The 19,139-nt window shown below is 52.7% G+C and carries 7 protein-coding genes; 4 read left to right on the top strand and 3 right to left on the bottom strand.

Annotated elements, in window-relative coordinates:
- Positions 1-3: 3 nt before the first annotated feature.
- Positions 4-12,462 carry a gliding motility-associated C-terminal domain-containing protein gene (locus FRZ59_RS06935; protein ID WP_147698262.1) on the bottom strand — a complete coding sequence of 4,153 codons (12,459 nt, stop codon included), beginning with the start codon at positions 12,460-12,462 and terminating at the stop codon, positions 4-6.
- Between the two features lie 437 nt (positions 12,463-12,899).
- On the opposite strand from FRZ59_RS06935, the gene FRZ59_RS06930 reads away from it, so the two are divergent.
- Together FRZ59_RS06930 and FRZ59_RS06925 are read left to right on the top strand one after the other, a co-directional pair.
- The gene (locus FRZ59_RS06930; protein WP_132130028.1) at positions 12,900-13,184 is read left to right on the top strand and encodes a helix-turn-helix domain-containing protein; all 285 of its coding nucleotides are present in this window, start codon (positions 12,900-12,902) and stop codon (positions 13,182-13,184) included.
- Positions 13,185-13,361: 177 nt separating this feature from the next.
- Entirely contained in the window at positions 13,362-13,631 is a 270-nt protein-coding gene (locus FRZ59_RS06925; RefSeq protein ID WP_132130029.1) for a helix-turn-helix domain-containing protein, read from the top strand.
- On the opposite strand, the gene FRZ59_RS06920 is transcribed toward FRZ59_RS06925, so the two are convergent.
- Complete coding sequence (locus FRZ59_RS06920) at positions 13,601-14,611, bottom strand: glycosyltransferase family protein (RefSeq protein WP_132130030.1); 1,011 nt, start codon at positions 14,609-14,611, stop codon at positions 13,601-13,603. The genes FRZ59_RS06925 and FRZ59_RS06920 overlap by 31 nt on opposite strands.
- 4 nt (positions 14,612-14,615) lie before the next feature.
- Positions 14,616-15,398 carry a UDP-2,3-diacylglucosamine diphosphatase gene (locus FRZ59_RS06915; RefSeq protein ID WP_132130031.1) on the bottom strand — a complete coding sequence of 261 codons (783 nt, stop codon included), beginning with the start codon at positions 15,396-15,398 and terminating at the stop codon, positions 14,616-14,618.
- Positions 15,399-15,806: 408 nt separating this feature from the next.
- Between FRZ59_RS06915 and FRZ59_RS06910 the strand changes: the two genes are divergently transcribed.
- Both FRZ59_RS06910 and uvrB read left to right on the top strand, forming a co-directional pair.
- The gene (locus FRZ59_RS06910) at positions 15,807-16,967 is read left to right on the top strand and encodes an RpnC/YadD family protein (protein WP_132130032.1); all 1,161 of its coding nucleotides are present in this window, start codon (positions 15,807-15,809) and stop codon (positions 16,965-16,967) included.
- A gap of 143 nt (positions 16,968-17,110) precedes the next feature.
- Positions 17,111-19,138, top strand: a complete 2,028-nt coding sequence (gene uvrB / locus FRZ59_RS06905) for an excinuclease ABC subunit UvrB (RefSeq protein WP_132130033.1) — start codon at positions 17,111-17,113, stop codon at positions 19,136-19,138.
- Position 19,139: the final 1 nt, after the last annotated feature.

Genomic DNA, 19,139 nt, shown 5'->3' with positions numbered 1-19,139 from the left:
AGTTTATCGAATTAATGATATGGATCCTTTTTTGAATACTTCTCTTCCGTCGGCCATGGTCACGGTCACGTAGTACACGTAAACTCCCGTTGGCATGATCTCGCCTTTATAGCTGCCGTCCCATTTCTGACCTTTTGTCCTTGTTTCGAAGACCTTGTTACCCCATTGGTTGTAGATCTTCAGGTCAAGTTCCTGGTAGGTTCCCAGCACTTCGAAGAAATCGTTCTTTCCGTCGCCGTTGGGCGTAAACGCGTTCGGTATAAAGAGATCATTGAAGTTCTCAACTTCGCAGGCGGAAGCTTCGCTTTCGCTGTTGCCGCATGGGGCTACCGAAGATATCGCGCGTACTTTAATGGTGTACGGAATAGAAGGATTTGCATTTTCGATCAGGTGCGTCGTGGCTTGCGGGCCGCTGCCGCTGCTGGGAGCTTCCCATCCGGCGTCGTTCACGTTCACCTCATAACCGGTGGCCCCGGCTACTTCGGACCATACGAACGTTACCGTGCTTGGCGTGCGGTCCTGGCAGCTTACTACAGGAGCAGCCAGTACAGGTATCGTGTTCACTTCTACCGCCGTCCTCGTGGCGCTCACGCAGGATCCTCCGGTTGTCTGCGCTTCGGCATAATAAGTCGTAGGCGCAGTTACCGCATCGATCACGAATTCCGGACCGGTGAACAGCGGGTCTCCGCCGGTTGCTGCGGCATACCATACGATCTGGGTGCCTGCCTGGCTTTCAGCTATCAGCGTGATGCCGGTACCGGGGCAAACCGTGAGATCAGTAGAAACGATGGTGGGGGCTGCAGGTTCCTGGCCAACCGTCACCGTTACTTCTTTGGCGGCGCCGGGTGCGTTTTCACAAACTCCCGTACCCTGAACGGTCACATAGTAAGTGGTGGTGGCCGTCGGGTTCTGTTCTATTTCAGCGCCGGTAGCGATCAGCTGCGTAAGCGCTGCATCGGCATACCAGTTGAAGACTGCGCCCGCGATGGTGCTGCTGGCGGTCAGGGTTACCGGTTCGCCGCAGCTAAGGGCATCGCTGGCTGTGATATCGGCAGCTGTACCGCCGCGTCCAACGTTTACAATTACTTCTTTAGCTTCTCCTTCGCAAACGCCGTCGCCCTGAACCGTCACGTAATACGTGGTGGTGGCAGCCAGTACAGGTGTGCCGAATTCCGAGCCTGTGAAAACAAGGGTCGAGAGATCCGCGCTGCTGTACCAGTTGAATACAGGGTTGGTGATGCCGGTGCTGGAAGCGGTAAGCGTGGCAGATTCGCCTTCGCAGATGGTCGCGCCGGAAGCAGTTATATCGGCTGCTGTTGAGGCGCGGCTGATCGTAAAGGTGATCGTTTTGCGATCGGCTGACAGGCTTTCGCAAACACCATCGCCGCTAACGCCTGCCTGGTAGGTATAGGTGCCGGGGGCAAGTTCGCCCAGGTTCAGCACACCGTCCGCGCCGCCCGCTACCGGGTCGCCGTTCTGGTCATACCAGTAGAAGACTTCATTCGTGATGGTGCTGGCAGCGCTGAGTGCGGCCGTCAGGATCACTTCTTCTCCCGGGGCCAGGCAAATGCCGCCTGCCGGTACATTTCCGTTCAGCGTCAGGTCTGCTATATCATTGGGGCCGGCTGTCGGGTTCACCGTGAAGGTGATCGACTTGCGGTCGGCAGCAATTGTTTCGCAGAAACCGTCGCCGCTGGCGCCTACCGAGAAGGTGTATGTTCCGGGCGCAAGCGCGAGTTTCTGAACTCCGTTTTCGCCGCCGGCAACAGGATTGCCGTTTTCATCATACCAGTGGAAGACCGGGTTAGTTACCGTACTGCTTGCTGTTAACGCGGCAGTAAGGGTTACCTCTCCGTTTGCATCCAGGCACACATTTCCGCCAGGCAGCGCCCCGGTCAGCTCAATGGCCGCGAGGTCTGCGCCGGGAACGGTGGGCTTAATGGTGAAGCTTACCGAAGCGCGGTCGCTTTCTGTTGTTTCACAGAAATCCTGGTTGCTGACACCTACATAATAGGTATAGGCGCCGGCTGTAACGCCTGTGAGCGTAAGCGTTCCGTTCTCGCCGCCCGCTACCGGGTTGCCGTCCTGGTCATACCAGTGGAATACGGCGCCGGCAAGCGTACTTGTTGCGGTTAATACTACTTCGCCATTGGCCGGCAAGCAAATTTCGCCGTTACCCGGGTCGCCGGCTACTGTTACACCGGTGATGGAACCGTCAGGCGCATTAGGCTGGATACTTACCGGCACGGATTTCAAATCGCCTGCCGGATTTTCACATCCGCTGCCGCCGTTGGCCGTTACGCTTACCCAGTAGGTAACGTTTGCGGTCAGGCCGGTTACGGTGAGTACGCCTGCTGCATCAATGGCATAGGTAACGCCCGCTTCCGTGCCGCTGGTGATGGGCTGGGTTTTGGCGGCGTCTTTGTACCATTTGAATACCGGATCAGTAATGGTAGTGCTGGACGGGCTCAGTATTACGGGCTCGTTAGCACATACCGGGTTCTCGTTTCCGGTTACTATAATATCTGCCGCGGTGGGTGAGGCTGTTACCGTAACGGTCACAGGGATCCGCGCGGTGTCTTCGCAGCCATTCCTTACCACTGCAATGTAATAAGTGATCTGTCCTACCGTCATTAAAGGTGCGGTAGTAAAGCTATTCTCGGAAGAAAGCAGGTTTCCGCCTGTTTCGGCATCGTACCACCTGATGGTTGTTCCGGCTGCCGGAGTAGCTTCCAGGGTGACTGTTTCACCGCGGCAAACGGTAAGGTCTGCCGGGGGCAGGGCCGTGGGAGCTGCAAAATGTATCTGGGCATTGTACACCCGGACATTTTCCAGCGCGGCTACCAATGCTGCGAAACGTATCCTTACCCTGTCAAAGGCGCCTTCGGCAATAAAGCTTACCGTGAAGCGATTGCTGGCGCCTGGTAACAATACCAGGTCTATTACGTCGCTGTTCACGGAGCCGCCGTCGCCATTGGCCGTTGACCCGTTAAAGCTTTCTATCGTCAGGTTGTTCAGCAGGGCCAGATCCGCCAGGGCTGAATTAAGGCCCAGTTCCAGCGTGATCTTGTCGCCTGCTTGTCCTGCTTCAGGGAAAATCAGTTCCTGCCATACTGCTGCCGCTACGCCTACGCTTGCATTCAGCTGGGCATAGGTGTCGGGATCAGCGTCAACCGAAGCGCCCGGATTGCTTACGCTGCAGATGAGGCAAAGGCCGTCTGCGCCTACCGTTTGGGCGTTTGCGGTGATACAATCCTGCGGCGGGTTAATGCCGTCAACGGTTACCGTTACCGAAGCGCGGGTCAGGGACTCGCAGCCGGTGGCCGTGTTGCGGGCCGCTACATAATACGTAGTGGTCGCTGTCAGCGGGCCGGTGCTGTAGGTAGCGCCCGTGCCCAGTTCCGTGCCGCCCGTGGCAGCGCTGTACCATACCAGTTCAACGCCTGCCGGCGCCGGGTCGCCCAGGGAAGCGGTCAGCGTCGCGCTCTGGCCCGAGCTGATCGTTACTCCGGCCTGTACCTGTGGTGCAGCCGGGGCTTCGCCTACTGTTACGGTTACTACCTTGGCATCTGCTGCCAGGTTCTCGCAAACTCCCGTGCCTTCTACGGTTACATAGTAAGTATAGGTGCCTGCTGTCAGGCCGCTCAGATCATAAGTGGCGCCTTCATGCGGCGTACCGCTCAGATCGGCATTGCTGTACCAGCGGAAGATGGGTGCCGTTACCGTGGTGCTGCTGGCGCTCAGCATGGCTGTTTCGCCTTCGCAGATGGTGGCATCGGCCGCGGTGATGTCGGCAGCGGTTGCTGACGGGGTTACCGTCAGCGTAGCAGCGGTGCGGCTCAGGCTTACGCAGCCTCCACCGTCAACTACTGTTTCGATGTACCAGCTCATGCCGGCAGTGGCCGCGTCTACTGTCAGCGTGGTGCCGGAGTGTACCAGCGTGCCGCCCGTAGCTGCGTCGTACCAGTTGTAGGTCACCCCACCTTGAGGATTGTCAATTTCGAAAGTGGCGGCGCTGCCTGCGCAGGTGGTCAGGTCAGCCGCTACCAGCGTTGGCGCTGCCGGAGCATCGGTAACCGTCAGCACGACCGCTTTGGCGCTGCCTGCAATATTTTCGCAGTCTCCGTTGCTTTCGGCAATGGTGACATAGTAAGTCGTGGTGGCTGCTGTGGGAGCAGGATCAAGCGTCAGCGTGGCGCCCGTGCCGATTTCCGTAGTCAGCGTCGCATCGCTGTACCAGGTGAATACCGGGTCAGTGATCGTTACGCCGGGAGCTGCTGCAGCTGTGAGTGTGGCTACGGTCGTGCCCTGGCAGATGGTCACGTCCGCTGCTACGATATCATCTGCATCGTAAGCTTCGGTTACCGTTACTTCTACCGGAATACGAACCGGGTTTTCGCAGCCGTCACGGAACACGCCGATATAGAAGGTGTGTACACCCGGGGCGGTTGTGCCGTCAGTAACAAAGTCATAGCTGTTGCCGGTGGCAAGGGCCGTGCCGCCAACCGGTACGTCGTACCAGGCCAGCGTGGTGCCCGCTGAAGGAGTTGCTTCCAGCGTCAGCGTTCCACCCTGGCAGATCGTTTGATTCGCCGGAGGAAGAGCCGTCGGGGCCGGAAGGCGTACTTCCGCGCCATATATCATATAACTGCTGCCCAACACGTTCAGCAGACCGGTTTGTTCTACCCGTACCCGGTCAAAGGCGCCGCCGGCGATGAACCATACTTCGGCTGCACTATTACCCGGAATCAGACGAAGGGTCAGCAGGTTATCATCAATAGCGCTGCCGTCATTGTTTTCGGTAGTGCCATTAAAGCTCCTGATCACCAGGTTGCCCAAAAGCGCAGCGTCAAGCAAAGAGTTATCCAGTCCGATATGAACGATAACTGTATCGCCTGCCTGGCCGGCTTCAGGGAAGATCAGGTCTTGCCATACGCCGCCGGTAACACTTACCGGCGCTACCAGGCGTGAAGCGGTAGTCAGGTCGCCGTCAACGGCATTACCTGCATTCTCTACGCTGCACAGTACGCAAATGGCGCGGCTGCCGGTGGTTTGTGCATTGGCTACTAAACATTCGCCAGGGGTCACGCCGTCAACGGTTACCGTTACCGAAGCGCGGGTCAGGGACTCGCAGCCGGTGGCCGTGTTGCGGGCCGCTACATAATACGTAGTGGTCGCTGTCAGCGGGCCGGTGCTGTAGGTAGCGCCCGTGCCCAGTTCCGTGCCGCCCGTGGCAGCGCTGTACCATACCAGTTCAACGCCTGCCGGCGCCGGGTCGCCCAGGGAAGCGGTCAGCGTCGCGCTCTGGCCCGAGCTGATCGTTACTCCGGCCTGTACCTGTGGTGCAGCCGGGGCTTCGCCTACTGTTACGGTTACTACCTTGGCATCTGCTGCCAGGTTCTCGCAAACTCCCGTGCCTTCTACGGTTACATAGTAAGTATAGGTGCCTGCGGTCAGGCCGCTCAGATCATAAGTGGCGCCTTCATGCGGCGTACCGCTCAGATCGGCATTGCTGTACCAGCGGAAGATGGGTGCCGTTACCGTGGTGCTGCTGGCGCTCAGCATGGCTGTTTCGCCTTCGCAGATGGTGGCATCGGCCGCGGTGATGTCGGCAGCGGTTGCTGACGGGGTTACCGTCAGCGTAGCAGCGGTGCGGCTCAGGCTTACGCAGCCTCCACCGTCAACTACTGTTTCGATGTACCAGCTCATGCCGGCAGTGGCCGCGTCTACTGTCAGCGTGGTGCCGGAGTGTACCAGCGTGCCGCCCGTAGCTGCGTCGTACCAGTTGTAGGTCACCCCACCTTGAGGATTGTCAATTTCGAAAGTGGCGGCGCTGCCTGCGCAGGTGGTCAGGTCAGCCGCTACCAGCGTTGGCGCTGCCGGAGCATCGGTAACCGTCAGCACGACCGCTTTGGCGCTGCCTGCAATATTTTCGCAGTCTCCGTTGCTTTCGGCAATGGTGACATAGTAAGTCGTGGTGGCTGCTGTGGGAGCAGGATCAAGCGTCAGCGTGGCGCCCGTGCCGATTTCCGTAGTCAGCGTCGCATCGCTGTACCAGGTGAATACCGGGTCAGTGATCGTTACGCCGGGAGCTGCTGCAGCTGTGAGTGTGGCTACGGTCGTGCCCTGGCAGATGGTCACGTCCGCTGCTACGATATCATCTGCATCGTAAGCTTCGGTTACCGTTACTTCTACCGGAATACGAACCGGGTTTTCGCAGCCGTCACGGAACACGCCGATATAGAAGGTGTGTACACCCGGGGCGGTTGTGCCGTCAGTAACAAAGTCATAGCTGTTGCCGGTGGCAAGGGCCGTGCCGCCAACCGGTACGTCGTACCAGGCCAGCGTGGTGCCCGCTGAAGGAGTTGCTTCCAGCGTCAGCGTTCCACCCTGGCAGATCGTTTGATTCGCCGGAGGAAGAGCCGTCGGGGCCGGAAGGCGTACTTCCGCGCCATATATCATATAACTGCTGCCCAACACGTTCAGCAGACCGGTTTGTTCTACCCGTACCCGGTCAAAGGCGCCGCCGGCGATGAACCATACTTCGGCTGCACTATTACCCGGAATCAGACGAAGGGTCAGCAGGTTATCATCAATAGCGCTGCCGTCATTGTTTTCGGTAGTGCCATTAAAGCTCCTGATCACCAGGTTGCCCAAAAGCGCAGCGTCAAGCAAAGAGTTATCCAGTCCGATATGAACGATAACTGTATCGCCTGCCTGGCCGGCTTCAGGGAAGATCAGGTCTTGCCATACGCCGCCGGTAACACTTACCGGCGCTACCAGGCGTGAAGCGGTAGTCAGGTCGCCGTCAACGGCATTACCTGCATTCTCTACGCTGCACAGTACGCAAATGGCGCGGCTGCCGGTGGTTTGTGCATTGGCTACTAAACATTCGCCAGGGGTCACGCCGTCAACGGTTACCGTTACCGAAGCGCGGGTCAGGGACTCGCAGCCGGTGGCCGTGTTGCGGGCCGCTACATAATACGTAGTGGTCGCTGTCAGCGGGCCGGTGCTGTAGGTAGCGCCCGTGCCCAGTTCCGTGCCGCCCGTGGCAGCGCTGTACCATACCAGCTCAACGCCTGCCGGCGCCGGGTCGCCTAATGAAGCGGTCAGCGTCGCGCTCTGGCCCGAGCTGATCGTTACTCCGGCCTGTACCTGTGGTGCAGCCGGGGCTTCGCCTACTGTTACGGTTACTACCTTGGCATCTGCTGCCAGGTTCTCGCAAAGCTCCGCGCCTTCTACCGTTACGTAGTAGGTCGTATTCTGAGTAAGAGCCGGGGTGGTAAAGCTGCTTTCAGAAGCCGCTTCTTCATGGACCATATCGGTCAGCGCAGCATCTGAATACCAGCGGTAAATTGGATTGGTAAGCGTTACGCCGGGCGCAAGGCTTGCCGTAAGCACAGCAGTACCCGCTTCACAAATGGTCGTGTTGCCGGCTACAATGTCTGCTGCCGTAGCTCCCGGTGAAACGGTTACGGTTACCGGAACACGTTCCGGGTTCACGCAGTTCACACCGTCGCGGGATACTTCTATATAATAAGTGGTGGTCGTCGTCAGGGGTGCCGCGGGAGTAAAGCTGTTGCCTGTTCCCAGTGCAGCTCCGCCCGTTGCGGCGGCATACCACGTTAACGTGGTGTTCGCTGCAGCGGCAACAGTAATGGTGGGCGTTTCGCCGGAGCATACCGTCAGGTTAGCGGCGGAAAGGTCCGGATCAGGGTAAATGATCTGCGCACCGTAAACGTCAAGGCTGGTGACCGCGCTAAGCAGCCCGCCGTCAAGACGTACTTCCAGCCTGTCATAAACGCCGCCGGCAGCAACAGTTACTTCATACTGCTCACCGCTGAGCAGGCGGATAGTCAGCAATGCGTCCTCCAGGGTATAGCTGCTTACTTCTGTTGTACCGTTCAGTACCCGGAGTTCAATTGACTGGAGTAACGCGCCTGCGTCCAGCAATCCGCCGGGGATCGTTAAACGTACCCGGATGCTGTCATTGGCTGCCTTGTCGGCCTGGTCAAAGATCAGTTGCTGGTAAACTTCGCTACCAACTCCCACTCCTACCGTTAAACGGGTAAAGTTGTTCGGATCTTCGTCAATAGAATTATTCGGATCAATCACCTGGCAAACCAGGCACAGTAATCCGCTTACGCCATTATCCTGGCTGGTAGGCAGGTTACAGGTTTCATCCGGCAGTACCGGTGCGCCGGTTACGACAACGGCTACGTCAGCAACTGCCGATTCGCAATCGCCAACACGAACTGCTGCATGGAAGGTGTAGGTTCCTGCCGTGGCAAAAGGCCCTACATTGATGGTTAAGCCGGTGCCTATTTCGGCATTTGCCTCGTCATACCATACGATGGTAGCCCCTGCCGGTGCCCCAACGGGCAATGCAGCAGTAAGGGTTACCCCTTCGCCGGTATTGGCAGATACCTGCGGTGCAAGTACCGGAGCAGCGGGCGGAGCGGTTACCGTTACGTTCACAGCCTTCAGCTGGCCGGCGGCATTCTCGCATTTTTCGTCGCCTGCTACACCTACATAATAAGTAAGGTCAGCGCCTGCGGTCAGACCGGTTACGGTCAGAGTGCCGCTGGCGTCTATTGCGTAGCTGACCGCGCCTTCAGTAAGGCCGTCAGTAATAGCTTCTGTTTTATTCGCGTCTTTATACCAGGTGTACACCGGGTTGGTCAGCGTGCTGGCCGGGCTCAACACGACGGCTGATCCTTCGCAGGTAGCCAAATCGTCCAGCGTAATGTCGGCAGCAACCGCTGAAGGAGTAACCGTTACGGTGAAAGGAACCCGTTCAGGATTCGCACAGTTCACGCCGTCGCGGGATACCTCTATATAATAGGTAGTGGTTGCCGTTAGCGCGGCGGCAGGTGTAAAGCTATTTCCGCTTCCAAGGAGATTACCTCCGGTTGGCGCATCATACCAGCTAAGCGTGGTATTAGCTTCGGCAGTGGCAGTAAGCGTAGGCGTTTCACCGGCGCAAACCGTTATGCCGTTTTCAGGCACATCCTGCGGACCCGGGTAAATGATCTGCGCTCCGTAAACATCCACACTGGTTACCGCGCTAAGCAAGCCGCCGTCCAGGCGTACTTCCACGCGATCGTAAGCTCCGCCGGCAGGAATGGTTACTTCATATTCTTCGCCGCCAAGCAGACGAATGGTCAGCAGGGCATCTTCCAGGTCATAGCTGCTTACTTCGGCAGCGCCGTTCATTACTGTTAAGATAACGCTCTGAAGCAGGACGCCGGCATCGGCAAGTCCGCCGGGAATGGTCAGGCGAACCCGGATGCTGTCATTGTCTGCCTTGTCGGCCTGGTCAAAGATCAGTTGCTGGTATACTTCGCTACCAACTCCTACTCCTACCGTTAAACGGGTAAAGTTGGCCGGGTTATCATCAATGGAATTATTCGGGTCGCTCACCTGGCAAAGCAGGCAAAGTAATCCTTCCACACCGCTTACCTGCGCAGTTGGCAGGTTACAGGTTTCCGAAGGAAGTACCGGCGGACCGCTTACATTGATGGTTACAGGAACCCGTGCTGATTCGCAATCGCCGGAGCGAACTGCTGCGTAATAAGCATAGGTTCCTTCGGTATTAAATGGCCCTACGGAAATGTTCTCGCCCGTTCCTTCTTCCGTCGTAGTCGTTTCGTCGGCATACCATACAATCGTGGATCCCGCCGGGGCTCCGTCCGGCAAGGCGGCCGTCAGGTTTACAGGAACACCTGTATTGGCGGGAACCGGGCTTACTACTCCCGGCGCATCGGGAACAGGCGTTACTTCAACTGTTACCGGTACGCGTTCGGGATTAATACAATTTACCCCGTCACGGGATACTTCTATATAATAAGTGGTGGTGGTTGTCAGAGGGGCTGCGGGAGTAAAGCTGTTGCCCGTTCCCAATGCCGTTCCGCCTGTGGCAGCAGAATACCAGGTTAAGGTCGTACTAGCTCCTCCTGCAACAGTAATTGTGGGTGTTTCACCAACGCAGGCAGCCAGGTCAGCGCCGGAAAGATCCGGAGCAGGGTAAATGATCTGTGCGCCGTAAATATCAATGCTGGTTGCCGCTCCCAGAAGGCCGCCGTCAAGCAGATCGCCGCCAATGCGTACTTCAATCCTGTCGTAATCGCCATCGGCGGGAACAGTTACTTCATATTCCTGGCCACCTAACAGGCGCAGGTCCAGAATGGGGCTTTCCAGGTCGTAACTGCTAACTACGGCTGTTCCGTTCAGTACCGTCAGCGTGATGCTGTTCAGCAGGCCTGCGTCAACCAGGCCGGTGGGAATACCCAAACGTACCCGGATGCTGTCGTTGGCTGCTTTGCTGGCCTGATCAAAGATCAGTTGCTGGGATACTTCAGCGGCTAATCCGACACCTACTGTTAAGCGGGTAAAGTTGTTCGGATCGTCATCTATGGAATTATTCGGATTGCTTACCTGGCAAAGGATGCAAAGTAATCCGTCTATTTCATTATCCTGGCTGGTAGGCAGGTTACAGGTTTCATCCGGCAGTACCGGTGCGCCGGTTACGACAACGGCTACGTCAGCAACCGCCGATTCGCAATCGCCAACACGAACTGCTGCATGGAAGGTGTAGGTTCCTGCCGTGGCAAAAGGCCCTACATTGATGGTTAAGCCAGTGCCTATTTCGGCATTTGCCTCGTCATACCATACGATGGTAGCCCCTGCCGGTGCCCCAACGGGCAATGCAGCAGTAAGGGTTACCCCTTCGCCGGTATTGGCAGATACCTGCGGTGCAAGTACCGGAGCAGCGGGCGGAGCGGTTACCGTTACGTTCACAGCCTTCAGCTGGCCGGCGGCATTCTCGCATTTTTCGTCGCCTGCTACACCTACATAATAAGTAAGGTCAGCGCCTGCGGTCAGACCGGTTACGGTCAGAGTGCCGCTGGCGTCTATTGCGTAGCTGACCGCGCCTTCAGTAAGGCCGTCAGTAATAGCTTCTGTTTTATTCGCGTCTTTATACCAGGTGTACACCGGGTTGGTCAGCGTGCTGGCCGGGCTCAACACGACGGCTGATCCTTCGCAGGTAGCCAAATCGTCCAGCGTAATGTCGGCAGCGACTGCTGTTTCGTTAATACTTACGACCACCATCGTACGGCCGGACTCTGTAGTACATCCGGGACGCGTAGTAGTTACATAATATATATGGTCTCCGGCAGCAAGTGTGCCGGGCTCAAAAGAAGTACCAGTTCCGACAGATGCTCCGGCCTGGTCATACCAGGTATAGGTTTGTCCGCCAACAGGATTTTCGATCGCAAGGGTTACCGGCGCTCCGGCGCAGACAGCGAAGATGTTATCAACGACCCCTGCCACTACAGGCCCTGCGGCCAGGCGTCCTATTTCATATACATTCAGATGTTCGAGCGCCGCGGCAAGACCTCCGCCAACTGCTACCTGGATACGGTCAAAAGGTTGGTTAACCGGATAGGTAATTTCATATATATCGCTTGATCCGGCAAGAAGATTGAGACGCAGCAGGTTCTGATTCAGTTCAAGGATCCCATTATCGGTTGTTCCGTTAAAGGTTCTTACATAAAATTTCTCCGACAGCAATGCCAGGTCCAGCAATCCACCCGGGTCCTGAACGAATATATGAATGGAATCCCCTGCAGGAGAAGTTCCGGGAAAGATCGCCGTCAGCTGCGTCCGGTTATCCAGGGCGCTTGCATTCGCATTCAGCACCGAAAAGGTTGCCGTATTTCCGTCAATTGAGTTATAGGGGTTCACCACCGGGTTAACAACGCCCGCAATTGAACCGGTAGCACCATATAACAGGTCAAAAGGCTGATCGCAGGCTACCGGGCCGCTTGCGGGTTGAAGGAAATAAGCATCGTAAACTTCGGTAGTAACTAATAAATCCGCCGCCAAAATGCCGTCGGCAGGAGCAAGCCGTATCTTTAACCCATCATAAGCTACTTGCGGCGTGACTGTAAACTCAATCTGATTCTCGCCGGCTAGTACCCCGACGATATCTGAAATCGTCTGCGAGCTTCCAACTTCATTTCCTGAACCATTATCATTGGTTTGCGGTCCGTTAATAGCTTGAACGGTAATATTGTTCAAAAGGCTCAGTACCGCGCCACCCATCCCCATTTTCACCGTCACCGGGGTGCCGGGAGCCGGCTTATCAGGGCCAGTGAAACGCAGACGAATAACGGCTTCACCACCTAAATTGATTCCCGCTACAGTGACTCCAGTAGAATTAAGGGTCGCTGCAGTGGCAGTATTTTCATCTACCGCGTTGCCTTCATTTTCAACGTATCCGGATCTTACAAGAAGAAGAAGATAATCATCATCGCTCTTCTGCACATCATTTGCATACACCCGCTCCATTGGCTGCTGGGCAAACGACGAAAATGCCGCCGCGGCGACAAATAATATTGTCAATAAAAACGAAGCAATACGGGCTGTACGTTTTGGTGAAGTAGATTTGGGTTTCATAAGCACTCGGAATTTTTGGTATAACAGGTATTGCCGGCATTGCAGCAGCATAAGACTAGGAACGGTTTCATAGACGCGAACTATTTAGTTTTGCAAGGGATTTTTTCATCCTTCGATTTTCTTTAAATCCTGATTATCAGGACACTTGAAAGCGTGTTCTTATTCATTCACGCATTTGCAAGTTACATCCGCAAAACCAGAAGGACAATTACATATATGTCAGTTTATTTCATTGCTTGGACCATTTGCTTTCCAGCCAAAAAAAGTGAAATAAGGACTTTTCAGCCACTTCAGGCTGTCTTTTTAATTATAAGCTTTCATTTCTTCGGAAAGGCGGGATAAGAAACTTACTTTTTTGTAATTGTCAGATTTTGGGATTAAGGATAGTTTTATCCCGAATTTAACTGGTTCGGTTTTCAAATTAACCTTATGGGCCTATGAAAGAACCTTTACATTCAAAAGGGAAGCGAGTAAAAGGGAAGGAAGCAAATCGTTTGTTAAAGCAGGAAGAAAAAGAATTCCTCCTGGAACTTGCATTCCATATCCGGGAGGTCAGGGTAAAAGCGGGAGTTACCCAGGAAAAATTCTATGAAGATACGAACATACATATTGGGCGGATAGAGACGGGAAAGTTTAATATCTCAATTAATACACTATATAGGATCTGCGCTTATTTCAAAATTTCGGTAAAAGAATTCTTCGGAAAGATTAATAAAAATTAACATCTGATAAGGATTCTTTAACTGGCTATTGATTAGCTAGTTGCAAAATTTTCGTCAAAAACTCTTCTATGCAATATGACATATTTGTCATTTTGTCGCCATTTTATTGACTTCTCTTTTTTATTTTTGCGTACCTTTAAATGAAAAAGCTACGCAATGAAAATTAAATCGGTATAAATGGGAGAATATTTACTAGATGTATCCGAAGACCTTGTTTATCCTGAGCTTGGCAAACAGCACCGGCACCTATTGTTAAGTATCGCCCTAAGGATAAAAGAACTACGGAAAAACGCGGGTATTACCCAGGAAGACTTTTACCTTCACACAAACATTCATATTGCGAGAATTGAAACAGGAAAGCAGAATATATCTGTTTCCACACTTCAGCGGATCTGCGGATACCTGGGAGTAAGCATTCAGGACTTTTTCCTCCAGCTGAAGGAATGAGTCCGGAAAAGCCGCTCTATTACGGCTTCAGTATGATCAGGGAAGTTTACCCGGATTACAGGGCCATTTTCTACCCAGTCTTTCAGTATAGTAACGAAGTCTTTACCTATTTTTTTCACGACGGGCACCCCCATCCTACGGAGTGCTTCCGCGTTGCATTGCTGTTCCCATTGTCCCATCATAGGTATGGAAAAAATTTTCTTCCCCAGGAAAAGCGCCTCAGCCGGGCTTTCAAATCCCCCGGCGGTTAACAGACCTTCGCAGGAAGCCAGGCTTTGATTGAACAATTCATTGCTCACCGGCTGCACCAGCACATTTTCCCGGCGAAAGCTTTCCTTACTGTGTTTTGAAAAAACTTGCCACTCTACTGCCGGAACCTGTTTCAAAATATTTACCATTAATTTATCGTCATGTGCCGGGAGATAAACGGTATAATGGCCCTTGTTTTCCGGGAGGAGCGCCCTGATCTCTCTGCGGATTACGGGAGTGTAAATGAAATCATCATATTGCTGAAAATGAAAACCGATGGCAGCGCTAACCGGCGCATAGTATTTGAAAAGACTTTCAGCATAATGAGGCAACCGCCTCGCGGGCCTCGGCGTAGCTTTGGAAAGGAAGGATGCCTGGTGGCTAAGGCCTATACAGGGAATCTTCCTGAGTTTGCAGGCCCACGCAGTAAGGGGTTCGAAATCGTTTATGATAATATCATAAGCTTCAAGGGGAAGCATCTTTACATCTTTCCGGAATTGCTTCAGGTCCATCGTGCGCCAGGTTTTGAGGTAATCAACACCCCCTCCTTTGCCAAAAACAAAGCTGAATCCGTGTAATTTCCACCGGAGGGGCTGCGAGAGGCCGACGTCTGCCTGGGTTCCGCTAAGAAGAAGGTCAAGCTCACCGTATTTTTCCAGGTGCGGGATGATCTCCCTTGCCCGGCTTACGTGTCCGTTCCCTGTGCCTTGTATCGCGTAAAGGATCTTCAATTAATTATGCATGAATAACGGCGGCCATTTTCTCACTGGCGAAATGCTCCGGTTTGTAATAATACAGGTTCCATTTACCTTCGTCATATTCCAGGGCAGAAAGGCTTTCTACCCAATCGCCGGAATTCAGATAGGTAATTGAACCGGACTCGGTCTTCACCTTTCTGATCTCCGGATGATGAATATGTCCGCAAATTACATAATCATAACCGTTCTCTATAGCAATTGAAGCCGCCGTAGCTTCAAAATCACTCATAAATTTTACGGCGCTTTTGACGCTGCTTTTTATTTTCCGGGAAAAACTCATTTTCGGGCGGCCAGCCATTTTCAGCAGCCAGTTAACGAAGCTGTTCAGCAAAATAAGGCTATCGTAACCGAACGCCCCCAGCTTTGCCAGCCATTTAGAATGCTGCATGGTGACATCAAACACATCGCCATGGAACAGCCATACTTTTTCCTGGCCTATATTCAGCACCAGCTTGTTTTTCAACTGAAAGGAGTCCAGCTTGAGATCGGCGAACTTACGCAGCATTTCATCGTGGTTTCCCGTCAGATAAAACACCTGGACATCCTCGGTAATAAATTTCATGATCTTACGGATCACCTGCATGTGCGCGTCGGGCCAGTAACGTTTACTGAACTGCCAGATATCTATGATATCCCCGTTCAGCACCAACACCTTGGGGCGAATGCTCCGCAAGTACTGCAGAAGTTCAACTGCATGGCAGCCGTACGTACCCAGATGTACATCGGAGATCACTACCATCTCGACATTACGTTCAGTCATGAATACAAATTTTGATTTCCGGAAACTGGTTGGAAAAGAAGACGAAGGTCCCGTCTGATGCAGGAAGCACCAGCAGGCTGGCTTTAGGCTGAATTACCGTACTCAACAAATTAATTGATCAATCGTCTTCTTCGTCGATAAGCAATTCATAAGGGCTCAGGTAAAATACTGCAGCCAGGAATAAAAGCATGATTAAAAAATACCACATTCCGGTCTTAATCAATTGCTTATCCAACGCAAAGATCGTGCTATTGTGTTACCTGATTTTGCGGAAATTATTAAGATAGTGTTAACAAGAAAAGCGCCGCCTAAAAAACCTCACCCGCTATGGTTTTACGGCTTTGATTGGCGAAATAAAGCGGTTATTTTTGGTTCATCATTTCAACCAACTACCTAAATCAACAAACAATGACTTATGATATTACAGTATTTATTTTGAAGTTTTATCCCGGGGACGTTCGTCCGGAATCCGGAGAAATTCTTTACGAGCCCGGGAATGCTACGCGAAAATACGGGAGTGTTATTCTGCCATCCGGCGAAAGGGAGTGGAAGCGGCGGAACATGATGGTGGAAGACGCGGACGAGGCTAGCAATTACCACGGCAAAGATGATCTTTTGTGGAAATGGGTATTGGAAGACGTTTTTGACGACTTCCTGGATTTCTTTTTCCCGGATGCCCGCCACTATTTTGATTTGGAAAGTGGTTTCGAATGGTTAGATAAGGAGCTTGAACAACTTTTTCCTCCGGATAACAAACAGTACGCTCCAAGGCAGGTAGACAAATTAGTCAAGGTGTTTAACCGGCAGGGAAAGGAAGAATGCATACTCATACATATTGAGATTCAGGGATACAAGCAAGACAATTTTCCCTACCGGATGTTCCAGTATTTTTCACGTATCCTGGATAAACACCAGAAACCGGTAACAGCATTCGCTATTTTAACAGAGGACAATAAAAGTTTTCATCCCGACCGCTTTGAAATGGCGTGCAGGGGTAGCAGGCTCTTATATATCTATAACACCTATAAGATACTGGAACAGGACGAAACAGCGCTTGAAAGAAGCGAAAACCCTTTCGCACTCATTGTACTAATAGCCAAAACGGCGCTAAAGGGAAAGAAGCTAACGGATGCGAGACTTTATGAGCTGAAAATAGATATCATGAAATTGCTGCTTCGAAAAAATTTTCCCAAAAAGAAAATCGAGTCAGTATTGATGTTCTTACAAAACTACATAAGCTTTAAAGACAAAAGCCTCGACGAACAATTTGAAAAGCAAAAAGATTTATTAATTAAAGGAAGGACAGAACCAATGGGAAGAACAGAACCAATAGGAATTAAAAAGGGAATGATTCTAATGGCTATGGAGGAAGGAAGAGAGGAAGGGATGAAAGTCGGAATGGAGAAGGGAATCATGAAGGGAAAACAGCAGCTTGCGAGAAATCTTATCGTGCAGCTGGGGCTTGACGACAGCCAGGTTGCCCGGCTAACGGAAATGACTGAATCAGAAGTGGAAAAGATCAGGGCTGCGCTGCATCTTCATAACAATCATGCAACATCAAAGCGATAACCTGATCGTTAAGACGGGATATTCAAAGGGTTCCGATATTTAAGATAGCGAACGGTGTGGCTGTACGATGATCTGAACTAAAAGCGATTTTTGCGGCACGAGGACCGGCGTTTGCTCGTTGAAAAATTCTTACCTTTGTAAGAATGCAGTTTCAACTCAATTCACATTTCAAACCCACTGGTGATCAGCCGGAAGCGATACGGCAGCTGGTGGAAGGGGTGGAAAATCAGGAGCCTTTCCAGGTATTGCTGGGGGTTACGGGTTCGGGGAAGACATTTACGGTGGCCAATGTGATCGAAAAGACGCAGCGGCCAACCCTCGTGCTGAGTCACAACAAGACCCTTGCTGCACAGCTTTACGGAGAGTTTAAACAGTTTTTCCCGGAAAACGCCGTGAATTACTTTGTCTCCTATTACGATTATTACCAGCCGGAGGCGTACATGCCTTCAACCAATACTTATATTGAAAAGGACCTGAATATCAACGAGGAAATAGAAAAGCTGCGGCTTAAAACTACTTCGGCGCTGATGTCGGGCCGCAGGGATGTGATCGTGGTTTCTTCCGTTTCCTGTATTTATGGTATGGGCAACCCCGAAGACTTTTCGAACAGTATCTTCCGGGTGGGTGTAGGGACCCGTGTTAGCCGGAATGCTTTTTTACACCGGCTGGTAGAACTACTGTATTCCCGGACGGCGGCTGAATTCCGGAGGGGGACCTTCAGGGTAAAGGGGGATACGGTTGACATATTTTTGGCGTATGCGGATTATGCTTATCGCGTTTCCTTTTTCGGGGACGAAATAGAAGAGTTGAGCGCGATTGACCCTGTTAATGGCCGGACGCTGGAAAAATATGACACGGTGGCCATCTTTCCGGCAAATTTGTTCGTGACGCCAAAAGAACGAATGCTGAAGGCGATCTGGGGCATCCAGGAGGAACTGGAAAACCGCAAGCAGCAATTTGTCAACGAACAGCGCTTTATGGAAGCCAAGCGCCTGGAAGAACGGGTGAATTATGACCTGGAGATGATGCGTGAGCTGGGCTACTGCAGCGGTATTGAGAATTATTCCCGCTTTTTCGACGGCCGGCCGCCGGGAATGCGGCCCTTCTGCCTGCTTGATTATTTTCCGGAGGACTACCTGATGGTGATCGATGAAAGCCATGTGACGATTCCGCAGCTCAGGGCCATGTATGGGGGCGACCGTTCGCGGAAACTCTCATTGGTGGATTATGGCTTCCGGCTTCCGGCGGCGCTGGATAACCGGCCGCTGAACTTTAACGAATTTGAGCAATTGGCGCCGCAGACTATTTATGTGAGCGCCACCCCTGCTGATTATGAGCTGGAAAAGACAGGTGGGGTGATCGTGGAGCAGGTGATCCGGCCGACAGGACTTACCGACCCGGTTATTGAGATACGCCCGGCCTCGAACCAGGTGGACGACCTTCTTGAAGAGATTGACGTTACGGTAAAAAAAGGGGATCGCGTACTGGTTACCACGCTTACCAAAAGAATGGCGGAAGAACTTACCAAGTACCTTGCCCGGCTGAATATCCGCAGCCGGTATATTCATTCGGAAGTTAAGACGCTGGAGCGGGTAGATATATTACGCGGGCTTCGCCTGGGAGAATTTGATGTTTTGGTGGGGATCAACCTGCTGCGGGAAGGACTGGATCTTCCGGAAGTGTCCCTGGTTGCGATCCTGGATGCGGACAAGGAAGGCTTTCTTCGTTCGCAAACAGCGCTGATCCAGACGATCGGGAGAGCAGCGAGAAACGAGGAAGGCCGCGTGATCATGTATGCCGATCAGATCACCAATTCCATGCAGCGGACCATTGACGAGACCAACAGGCGCCGCGAAAGGCAAATAAATTATAATATTGAACACAATATTACCCCTAAAACCGTTAGAAAAGAGAAAGAGGCGATCATTGGTCAAACTTCTGTAGTGGATTTCAAGGGCGGGGTGCAGCAGCCATACGTTGAAAGCGAAGAAACGAATATCCTGGCTGATCCTGTGATCCAGTACATGAGCAAAGCCCAGATGGAGAAAAGCGCTGAAAAAACGCGTCGTCAAATGCAGGAAGCCGCCAAAGAAATGGACTTCCTCAAAGCGGCAAAACTCCGGGACGAATTGTTCGCCATGGAAAAACTGATCAGGGAAAAATTCGGATAAT

This window comes from Anseongella ginsenosidimutans (assembly GCF_008033235.1).
GTDB classification, from domain to species: domain Bacteria; phylum Bacteroidota; class Bacteroidia; order Sphingobacteriales; family Sphingobacteriaceae; genus Anseongella; species Anseongella ginsenosidimutans.
Note: the sequence above shows the minus strand (reverse complement) of the source record. Positions and strands in the feature narration are given on the sequence as shown.

Coding starts and splice junctions, on each gene's coding strand:
- FRZ59_RS06935 (WP_147698262.1), bottom strand. CDS start 12,462: ATGAAACCCAAATCTACTTCACCAAAACGTACAGCCCGTATTGCTTCG.
- FRZ59_RS06930 (WP_132130028.1), top strand. CDS start 12,900: ATGAAAGAACCTTTACATTCAAAAGGGAAGCGAGTAAAAGGGAAGGAA.
- FRZ59_RS06925 (WP_132130029.1), top strand. CDS start 13,362: ATGGGAGAATATTTACTAGATGTATCCGAAGACCTTGTTTATCCTGAG.
- FRZ59_RS06915 (WP_132130031.1), bottom strand. CDS start 15,398: ATGACTGAACGTAATGTCGAGATGGTAGTGATCTCCGATGTACATCTG.
- FRZ59_RS06910 (WP_132130032.1), top strand. CDS start 15,807: ATGACTTATGATATTACAGTATTTATTTTGAAGTTTTATCCCGGGGAC.
- uvrB (WP_132130033.1), top strand. CDS start 17,111: ATGCAGTTTCAACTCAATTCACATTTCAAACCCACTGGTGATCAGCCG.